We start from the raw sequence: 9720 nt of genomic DNA on the forward strand, positions 1-9720 counted from the left end.
CCGTCCCGCACCACCGTCCACGCATCCGCCCGCCCCGTCACCGCACTGCTCGGTCTGGGCCTGGTGGCCACGTGCCGCACGATCGCCGCCCCTGCCACCGCCGCCCCCGCCCCCATCACGCTCGAGGGTCGCGGCTACGGCCACGGCCGCGGCATGAGCCAGTGGGGCAGCTACCAGCAGGCCGTCGAGGGCCGCAGCTGGTCGCAGATCCTGTCCTTCTACTACCCGGGGGCCACCGTCGCACCGGCCCGGGCCACCAGCATCCGCGTCAACACCGTCAGCCGCACCGGCAGCACCGTACGGGTCGCCGCCGAGGCCGGGCTCGTCGCCGCCGACGGGGCCGGCCAGCGCATCGTCCTGCCCACCCTCGACGGCAGCACCCCCGTCGCCAGCTGGGAGGTGGGCCGCCCCAGCATCGGCGGCACCGCCACCAGCACCACGCTGTGGTTCCACACCGCCGCCGGACGCAAGTCGCTTCGCACCACCAGCTCCGGGCGCTGGACCATCACCGCCACCGACGGCAGCCTCACCGCCCTCAATGCCCGCGGCACCGTGGCGGCCACCTACCTCGGAACCCTCACCGGCCACCGCTCCGGCGCGACGATCGTGCCCGTGCTGCGCACCAGCCTGGAGGACTACACCCGCCAGGTGGTGCCGTGGGAGAACTACACCAACTGGCCCGTCCAGGCCCAGGCCGCGCAGGCCGTCGCCGCCCGCAGCTACGGCGCCTGGTATGTCGCCCACCCGCGCCACCGCCTCTACGACATCTGCGACACCACCAGCTGCCAGGTCTTCGGCGGCATCGCCGAGGAGAGCACCCAGACCCGCCAGGGCGTCGCCGCCACCACCGGGCGGGTGCTCACCGTCGGCGGGGCAGTGGTGCGCAGCGAGTTCTCCGCCTCCAACGGCGGACAGGTGGCTCCCGGCGGCTACCGCTGGACCGCCCTTCGCCCCGACCCCTACGAGGACCGCCTGCCCACCACCGTCACCCGGTGGACGGCGACGGTCGATGCCGCCTCCCTGCAGCGCCGCCACCCGGGCGTCGGAACGGTGCGCCGGGTCGTGGTGACCAGCCGCGACGGCCACGGCCAGTGGGGCGGACGGGTGAGGACCGTGCGCGTCGAGGGCAGCACCGGCCGGGTGACGCTCACCGCCAGCCAGTTCGCGCCGCACGTGAAGGGCTGGAAGGGCGCCTGGTTCACCGTCGCCTGAGGTGGGCGTCGCGGGTGGCGGAACAGGCCCGACCGTCGCCCCGAGGCCATGGCTAGGCTCACCCGCATGCCCACACCCAGCGCTCCCAGTGCCCGACCCCCCTTGTGGACCCGGCTGTTCACCAGCCTGACGGTGGCCAATTTCGGCGTGGCGATGATCTTCTACATGCTCACCTCGACGCTGAGCGGCTGGGCCCTCGACGAGCTGGGGGCCAGCCAGACCCAGGCCGGGCTGGTGGGCACCGCCTGGTTCGTCGGGGCGATGGTCGCCCGCCTGGTGGCGGGGCGGATGGCCACCACGCTGGGGGAGCGGATCGTCGTGGTGGGAAGCACCCTGGCGATGCTGCTGGGCACCCTCGTCTACCCCTGGGTGGGCTCGGTGGCGCTGCTGCTGGTGCTGCGCTTCCTGCACGGCGTCGGCTTCGGCATCGCCGCCACCGCGCTCACCGGCACCGCGCTCTCGCGGGTGCCGATCGAGCGCCGTGGCGAGGGCTCCGGCTGGTTCAGCCTCGGCCTGGCCCTGGCCACCGGGATCGGGCCCTTCGTCGGGGCCCAGCTGCAGAAGGGATCTGGCCAGCAGTCGGTATTCCTGGCCGCCATCGCCTGCGGGCTGGTGTCGGTGGTGAGTTCGCTGCTGGTGGCGCGCGGCATGTCACCGCGTGAGCGAAGGCGGGAACGGGAGCGCCTCACGCTGTCCGATTTCGTCGAGCCCCGGGTGCTGCCCGTGGCGTTGACGGTCGCCGTCTGCGCCATGCCCTTCGGCGCCATCATCACCCTGCTCAGCCCCTTTGCCCGCAGCGTCGGGCTGGGCGAGGCCAGCGGCTGGTACTTCCTGGTCTACGCCCTGGTGATCGCCATCTCGCGCCCGGTGGCCGGGATGGTCCAGGACCGCGTCGGCGACACCGCGGTGCTGGTGCCGATGATGGTGGCGATGGTGGCGGGTGTGGTGCTCACCGCCGTGGCCACCTCCGGGGCCGTGCTGCTGGCCGGGGGTGCGCTGCTCGGCCTGGGCTACGGGACCCTGGTTCCTTCGGGGCAGACGGTCGCGCTCAACCTGGTCGGTTCGGCACGTGCCAGCCTGGGCGTCTCCAGCTACTTCCTGCTGGTCGACGCCGGCACCGGCATCGGCCCCTTCGTGCTGGGTGCCCTGGTGGAGCCGATGGGCTATCGCGGCGCGCTGCTGGTGGGGGCCGGCTGTGCCGTGGCCGGAACCTTGATGATGGGCGTGTTGCACCACCGCATGCGTCGCCGCCCCCGCGAGCGCGCTGTCTGAGAGTCCTCCACGAGATGAAACTTCTTCGATCGGAACCACCACCTCTGTACCCTTGTGAATCCTTTGTCTGTTAGATTTTCAGCAGCTCTCCAACGAGGGGGGCATGACGAAAGGGAGCAAGATGTTTGCTCGAAACCTCGGCCGTAGCTGTGTGGTCCTCGCCGGACTCGCCTGCCTTGCACCGAATGCGTGGGCTGCAACCTACGGAACCCAGACTGCGACGGCAGACGGGGTCACTGCCAGTGGCAAGGGGACCCTGACCGTCGCTTTCACCACAGCCAAGAACGATTCTTCGGTGAAGATGAGCGCCAGCAACGGTCGCCCAGGCTACACAGAGGGCTACTTCTGGTCGGCCAAGAACTCCATCAAGGTTCGGTCCAGCAATTCGACTTCGACCTCGTGGACGACCGTCTCACGGTCGGGCAAGTTCTCTGCCCCAACGGCAGGGCCTTGGTCCGCCAAGGGGAAGACCTGTGTGGACCGTCGACTGAAGGTTGACACGTGCAGCGGCTGGTCGGCCGGTGCCCGAGCTTGAGATCAAGGGGGTGTCCCACGTCTACCGAGGTGGGACACCCGCTCTCAATGCCTTGGACCTCAGCCTCGATGAAGGCGTCGTGGGGTTGGTCGGCGCCAATGGGGCGGGCAAGTCGACGCTGATGCGCATGATTGCTGGTGCCCTGCCGCCGACGACGGGCACCGTGCGCATCGACGGTCGGGACCTCTATGCGTCCCGTGACCGCCGCAAGGTCCTGGGGCAGGTGGCGTGGATGCCCCAGACCCCGACGGCACCCGGCAGGGTGTCCGTGGTGGACTTCGTCGCCTACCTCACGTGGCTGCGAGGATTCTCGCGCAAGGAAGCACGCCAGCGGGCCGACCGTGCCATCCAGCAGGTGAATCTCACCCAGGCTGCGCAGGCGCCGATGAACAGCCTGTCTGGGGGGATGGTGCGCCGCGCCTGGCTGGCCCAAGCACTGGCCTGCGAACCGACGATCCTCCTGCTTGATGAGCCGAGCACCGGGCTTGATCCACGCCAGCGCGCCACCATGGTGGAGCTGTTGAAGAAGACCCCGGCGAAACTGGTGATCTTGTCGAGCCACTTGCTGGAGGACGTGGTGGAACTCACCGACCGCGTCATCGTCCTTGATCGCGGACTGATCGTCCATGACGGCTTGCCCCCGGACAGCGGCAACCCCTCGTGGCTCCTCGACCTCATTCCGGACACGGACGACCGGCCATGATGGGCATCCAGATGTGGACGCGGGCCTGCTGGAAGTTCCTGGTGCCCGCGATGCTGGCTGTGCAGGTCTTCTGCATGCTCAACGCCCAGTCGGTCGACAGCACCTCCCTTCCGGCCTGGGCCCTGGACTGGTCCTGGATGCTCTCGCTGTGGAGTGGAGGGACGCTGCTGCTGTCACCGGTGGCCGCGGCAACGGTGGTCCTGTTGATCCACCGCGCCTGGCGTGACCCGGTTGATGCGCTGGTAGGGGGCCTGGCCCGGGCGCCGCGCAGTCGTCTGGACATCCTCGCCGCGGTATACCTCATGGGAGTTGCCGTTCAGGCAGTCACCTTGGCCTTGGGGAGCGCGCTGTGCGTCATTGGCCATGCGGATGCGACCGGGGTCACCCTCCCCTGGCAGCTCCTGACGGGCCCGGCGGCACTGCTGGCAGCAGTGTGCCTGGGAGGTGTGATCGGGGAGTACTGGAAGGACCCCTGGGCCGTGCCGGTGACGGCGATCGCGATCTTCCTCTCGCAGAACGTCTTCTACGCCGAAGGCTATCCGGAGCTGTTGGCCACGGAGGCGGCCGGCTGGTTCATGACCGGCTACCGCCCGATTCCCGGTCATTTGGCGGCGACGGTCGCGGCCAACATCCTGATGGCGGTCGGGTGCTTGTGCCTGCAGATGCGACGGGTGCCGATCAGGGCACTGCGTCGACACTTCTGGTGGATGGTGGCGATCTGCTGCTTCGTGGGGATTGGCGCCGTCTTCGAGCCCTTCGTGGCGCGTCAGGCAGTGGACACCTACGAGGAGATCAGATGAGCGTCGGGGTGGTGCTGCGCCTGCACCGGATCCCGCAGTTCTGCATCGGTCTCGGACTCGTCATCCTGCTCGCCAGCCTCTTCCGGCAGCCGCTGAGCATTCCCGGGGCAGACGGCATTCGCATTGCCCAAGAGATGTTCATTGCCTTCACCCCTGCGCTCCTGGGGATCTGCACTGTGCCCCCATTGGGGGAGATACGCTCCACGACCTTGCGAGGGCCACAGGTCGACGTCGCGGTGAACAGCATCTTCGTCTTGGGATCGACGATCCTCTGCGCGTGGCTGTGGCACAGCTCTGGTGCGCAGTGGGGTGCGCTCCACTTCGAACTCTTCTTGAGCAGTGTCCTGGTGGCCTCCACCATCCTGACGACACGTCGGTGGGGGGCATCGGGGCTGGTCCTTTCTGCCGGGGCGGGGGCAGTCCTGCTCATGTTCTGGGATGGGCTTGCCGGGCTGATGGGATTCCAGGGCTTCTCCAACCGCTACGGCATGGTGCATCAGCACACCTCGGTATGGGGTCTGGTTGCGCTGTTTGTAGCGGGTGCAGCCGTCGTCTTCGCCATTGCCGTCGATCCCCATCGGCCCTTGGCCCACGCCCAGTCCTGAGCCGGACCCCGCTCTTGGTCGAGCCCGTCAGGATGCCCGCCGAATCCGCACGTCGAAAGCTCACTGGGCATGCGCTCCACCGGGCGCCCGGTCGTTATTCGACGTGCACAGTGGACTCCCGGCCCGCCACCCAGGAGCCAGCGCCGTGGCCAGCGGCAGGAATGGTGCGAAACCCCGCGCACACGGCCTGTAAGATGTGCGACGACCGCAAGGCCGTGATGGGGCCATCACCCCGGAGCTGCCGGAAGAACAGTCGAGAACCGACCCACTAGACCCGGCTGCGGCGAGCAAGAGTGGAATCCGTCGTGCACGGGTTCAAGGAGGGTGGTACCGCGGGTCGCCCGGAGAGTCTCCGGATGCCTCGTCCCTTCGTCAGGCCAGACGACGAAGAGGATCGCGATGAGCACCGACCAGACCCCCGACGCAGCCACCAACCGGGGCGCGCGCCAGTACAACAGCGTCCCTGCCCAGATCGACCTGCCGGCGATGGAGCACGAGGTGCTCGCCCTGTGGGAGCGCGAGCAGACCTTCGACAAGACCCTCGAGGCCACCCGCGACGGAGAGCCGTGGACCTTCTACGAGGGCCCCCCGACGGCCAATGGCCAGCCCGGCACGCACCACATCGAGGCCCGCGTCTTCAAGGACGTCTTCCCCCGCTTCAAGACGATGCAGGGGCGTCGCGTGGACCGCAAGGCCGGCTGGGACTGCCACGGCCTGCCGGTGGAGCTGGCCGTCGAGAAGGAACTGGGTATCGACTCCAAGGACCAGATCGAGGACTTCGGCGTCGAGGCCTTCAATGCCAAGTGCCGCGAGAGCGTCAGCCGCCACGTCGGGCAGTTCGCAGAGCTCACCAACCGCATGGGCTACTGGGTGAACATGGACGAGGCCTACTGGACGATGGCCCCCGAGTACGTCGACAGCGAGTGGTGGGCGCTCAAGACCATCTTCGACAAGGGCCTGCTGGTGGAGGACTTCCGCGTCGCCCCCTACTGCCCCAATGACCAGACCGCGCTCAGCGACCACGAGCTGGCGCAGGGCTACGAGGACACCGTCGACACCACCGTCTTCGCCCGCTTCCCGCTCACCAGCGGCCCGTGGGCGGGCAAGGCCGACCTGGCGATCTGGACCACCACCCCCTGGACGCTGGTGGCCAATGTCACCGTCGCCGCCGGCGCCGAGATCGAGTACTGCATCGCCCGCAAGGAGGGCGAGACCCCCGTCGTGATCGCGGTGGAGAACGTGCCCAGCGCCCTGGGGGAGGAGTGGAGCGTCGGCGAGACCTTCCTGGGGCGTGAGATGGAGGGCTGGACCTACCAGCGCGCCATCGACGTCATGGAGCAGCCCGGCAAGGCCTGGTTCGTCGTGCTCGAGGACTACGTCGCCGTCGGCGAGGGCACCGGTCTGGTGCACCAGGCCTACCCCTTCGGCCAGGACGACTACGACAGCAACAAGCGCCACGGCGTCGAGTTCGTCAACCCCATTGGTCCCGACGGCTGTTTCCTGGACGGCAATGGCTTCGTCAGCGGCCTGTTCTTCAAGAAGGCCGACCCGGTGATCGTCGAGAAGCTGCGCGAGGACGGCCTGCTGCTGGGCACCCTCGACCACGAGCACCCCTACCCGCACTGCTGGCGCTGCCACACCCCGCTGATGTACTACGCGATGCCCAGCTGGTACATCCGCACCACGCAGCGCAAGCAGCAGCTGATCGACGAGAACGAGCGGACCAACTGGTACCCCGAGAGCATCAAGCACGGCCGCTTCGGCGACTGGCTGGAGAACAACATCGACTGGGCGTTGAGCCGCAGCCGCTACTGGGGCACGCCGCTGCCGGTCTGGCGCAATGACGCCGACCCCACTCGTGTGGTCTGCGTCGGCTCGCGCGCCGAGCTGGCCGAGCTGGCGGGGCGTCCCGAGCTGGCCCAGATGGACCCGCACCGTCCCTTCGTCGACGAGGTCACCTTCACCCTGCCCGGCGAGCAGGGCACCTACCGTCGCGTGCCCGAGGTGATCGACGCCTGGTTCGACTCCGGCTCGATGCCCTTCGCCCAGTGGGGCTACCCGTGGGTGGAGGGCTCCAAGGAGAAGTTCGAGGCCAACTACCCGGCCGACTTCATCTGCGAGGCCACCGACCAGACCCGCGGCTGGTTCTACACGCTGATGGCGGTCAACACGCTGGTCTTCGACCAGTCCAGCTACAAGAACGTGCTGTGCCTGGGCCACATCCTGGCCGAGGACGGCCGCAAGATGAGCAAGCACCTGGGCAACATCCTGCTTCCCATCCCGTTGATGGACAAGCACGGCGCCGACGCGGTGCGCTGGTTCATGGCCGCCTCCGGCTCGCCGTGGGCTGCCCGTCGCGTCGGTGACACGACGATCACCGAGACGGTCCGCAAGGTGCTGCTGACCTACTGGAACACCGTCGCCTTCCACGCCCTCTACGCCCGCGCGAACGAGTTCATCCCGGGGGGAGCGATCCCCCCGAACCCCCCTGCGCTCGGCACGGCATTGGATGCTGCTTCTTCGTCGCAGCACGCCGACGGAGCCTCGCAGTCGGTGGTGCCGGTGGCGGAACGCCACGTGCTGGACCGCTGGCTGGCCAGCGCCACGAACCAGCTGGTGCTGGACGTCACCGAGGCGCTGGAGAAGTTCGACACCCAGCACGCCGGCAGCCGGATCGCCGAGTTCGTCGACGAGCTGAGCAACTGGTACGTGCGCCGTAGCCGTCGCCGCTTCTGGGACGGTGACCCGTCGGCCCTGACCACGCTGCACGAGACGCTGGAGGTGCTCACCCGCCTGATGGCGCCGATGGTGCCCTTCATCACCGAGCGCGTCTGGCAGGACCTGTTCGTGGCCACCGACCCGCAGGCGCCGAGCTCGGTGCACCTGGCGCGCTGGCCCGAGGCGGACACCTCGCTGGTGGACCCGCTGCTGGAGCGTTCGATGGAGCAGACCCGCCGCCTGGTGGAGCTGGGCCGAAGCGCCCGCGCCGAGGCCCGGGTGAAGACCCGTCAGCCGCTGGCCCGGATGCTGGTGCCCAGTGCCGCCCACGCGCAGCTGGACGAGTCGCTGGTGGCCGAGATCGCCGCCGAGCTCAACATCGGCTCGATCGAGTCCTTCAGCTCGGCCGGCGACGTGGTCGACTACTCGGCCAAGGGCAATTTCCGCAACCTCGGTAAGCGCTTCGCCAAGCGCACCCCGCTGGTGGCGGGCGCCATCGCCGAGCTCGACGCGGCCTGGCTCGCCGGGGAACTCCGCAGCAACGGCCGCGCCGAGTTCGAATTCGAAGGCGAGACCATCGAGGTGACCGGCGACGACGTGATCCTCAGCGAACGCCCGCGCGAGGGCTGGTCCGTCATCAACGAGCAGGGCGAGACCGTCGCCCTCGACCTCGAGCTGACGCCGGAACTGATCCTGGCCGGCCTGGCGCGCGAGGTGATCCGCTTCATCCAGGAGGCGCGTAAGCGCCACGGGCTGGACGTCTCTGATCGCATCTCGGTGACGGTGCAGGCGGAGGGGCAGTTGGCTGAAGCGATCTCGGCCCACCAGAAGCTCATCGCCGACGAGGTGCTCGCGACCGGCTTCGAGTTGGGCGAGGTGGCGGAGGCCACCGACTCCGACGATGAGCTGGGACTCGTGACGGCGTTGTCGAAGGCCTGAGTCGCCAAGCGAAGGGCTCCGGAATCTGGGATTCCGGAGCCCTTCTGTCTGTCTGGGTCGGCGGGCCGTCGGGAGGACCCTTCGTGCCACGACCGCCTTTCTGGCCCCCTTCCTGAACGCCTGGGTTGTCTGTGGTCTGGCTGGACTTGCCTACTTGATCTCGCTCCTCAGCACCCGGGCGACGCCGGCCACCAGCGGGATGAGGATCCAGATCGCGGAGGCGGTGGCCAGGTGGGCCCAGCCGCTGGTGCTGAACTGGCCGAGGCTGAAGGGGATGCCCGCTGAGCTGACGTCCACCCAGGCCGCCCGCTCGGCAAGCCAGCCGGACAGTGATGTGGCGATGCTGACCACCGTCGGCACCAGGAAGTAGGCCACGATGGCAGCCGGCGTGTTGAGCAGGGCGAAGGCGAACGCGGCGGCCTGCAGCATGCCGGCCAGCATCACCACGGAGTTGCCCGCCACCACCTGCCAGGTGAGTTCCCAACCGGCGGCTGAACCGGTGGCCAGCGCGATCCCGTAGGCGGCTCCGGCCAGAGCGATCCCGACGACGACGGTGAGGGCCCCCAGCAGCATGGCGACGACGAGTTTGGCGCCCACCACCCGTCCCCTGCGGGGTTCGAGGGCGAACGTGATGAGGCCCGTGCGCTGCGACCATTCCGCCGTCGCGGCGAGGATGGTCACCACCGGCATCATCAGCCCGACGGGGGCGATGGCGAAGTCGAACAGTGCATGGCCGGTGGGGTTGTCGATGAGGGCCATGGCCCCTGCCACGGCGAGGACGGAGCCCAGGAGGCTCAGCGCGATCACCCAACGCCCGGCGCGGGTGTTGACGAGCTTGCGTGCCTCGACGGCGAGCAGGCGGGTGAAAGGGACGCCGGGGACCGTGCTGGTCTCGTTGAACGCGAGGGCCCTGGGGGCCCGTGGGGTTGCGGTGAT

The 9720-nt window shown here is 68.9% G+C and carries 7 protein-coding genes; 6 read left to right on the forward strand and 1 reads right to left on the reverse strand.

Translation table 11 applies throughout. The annotated features are described in order from the left end of the window. From ACHFFZ_RS09260 to ileS, 6 genes are all read left to right on the forward strand, one after another. On the forward strand, positions 1 to 1212 hold a 1212-nt coding region (locus tag ACHFFZ_RS09260; protein ID WP_394276349.1), incomplete at its 5' end, for a SpoIID/LytB domain-containing protein. A gap of 66 nt (positions 1213 to 1278) precedes the next feature. After that, a complete protein-coding gene (locus ACHFFZ_RS09265; RefSeq protein ID WP_394276350.1) occupies positions 1279 to 2484 on the forward strand; it encodes an MFS transporter in 1206 nt (401 codons plus the stop codon). A gap of 521 nt (positions 2485 to 3005) precedes the next feature. After that, entirely contained in the window at positions 3006 to 3722 is a 717-nt protein-coding gene (locus ACHFFZ_RS09270) for an ABC transporter ATP-binding protein (RefSeq protein ID WP_394276351.1), read from the forward strand. Then, positions 3719 to 4522 carry a hypothetical protein gene (locus ACHFFZ_RS09275; RefSeq protein ID WP_394276352.1) on the forward strand — a complete coding sequence of 268 codons (804 nt, stop codon included), beginning with the start codon at positions 3719 to 3721 and terminating at the stop codon, positions 4520 to 4522. Before ACHFFZ_RS09270 ends, ACHFFZ_RS09275 begins: the two co-directional genes overlap by 4 nt. Further along, on the forward strand, positions 4519 to 5127 hold the full coding sequence (locus tag ACHFFZ_RS09280; RefSeq protein ID WP_394276353.1) for a hypothetical protein: 609 nt from the start codon (positions 4519 to 4521) through the stop codon (positions 5125 to 5127). Before ACHFFZ_RS09275 ends, ACHFFZ_RS09280 begins: the two co-directional genes overlap by 4 nt. Before the next feature lie 399 nt (positions 5128 to 5526). Continuing rightward, a complete protein-coding gene (gene ileS, locus ACHFFZ_RS09285) occupies positions 5527 to 8784 on the forward strand; it encodes an isoleucine--tRNA ligase (RefSeq protein ID WP_394276354.1) in 3258 nt (1085 codons plus the stop codon). Between the two features lie 150 nt (positions 8785 to 8934). On the opposite strand, the gene ACHFFZ_RS09290 is transcribed toward ileS, so the two are convergent. Then, positions 8935 to 9720 (reverse strand): ABC transporter permease (locus ACHFFZ_RS09290; RefSeq protein WP_394276355.1); only part of this gene is annotated, 786 nt, incomplete at its 5' end.

It is taken from the genome of Luteococcus sp. (assembly GCF_043424415.1).
In the GTDB taxonomy this organism is placed as follows: domain Bacteria; phylum Actinomycetota; class Actinomycetes; order Propionibacteriales; family Propionibacteriaceae; genus Luteococcus.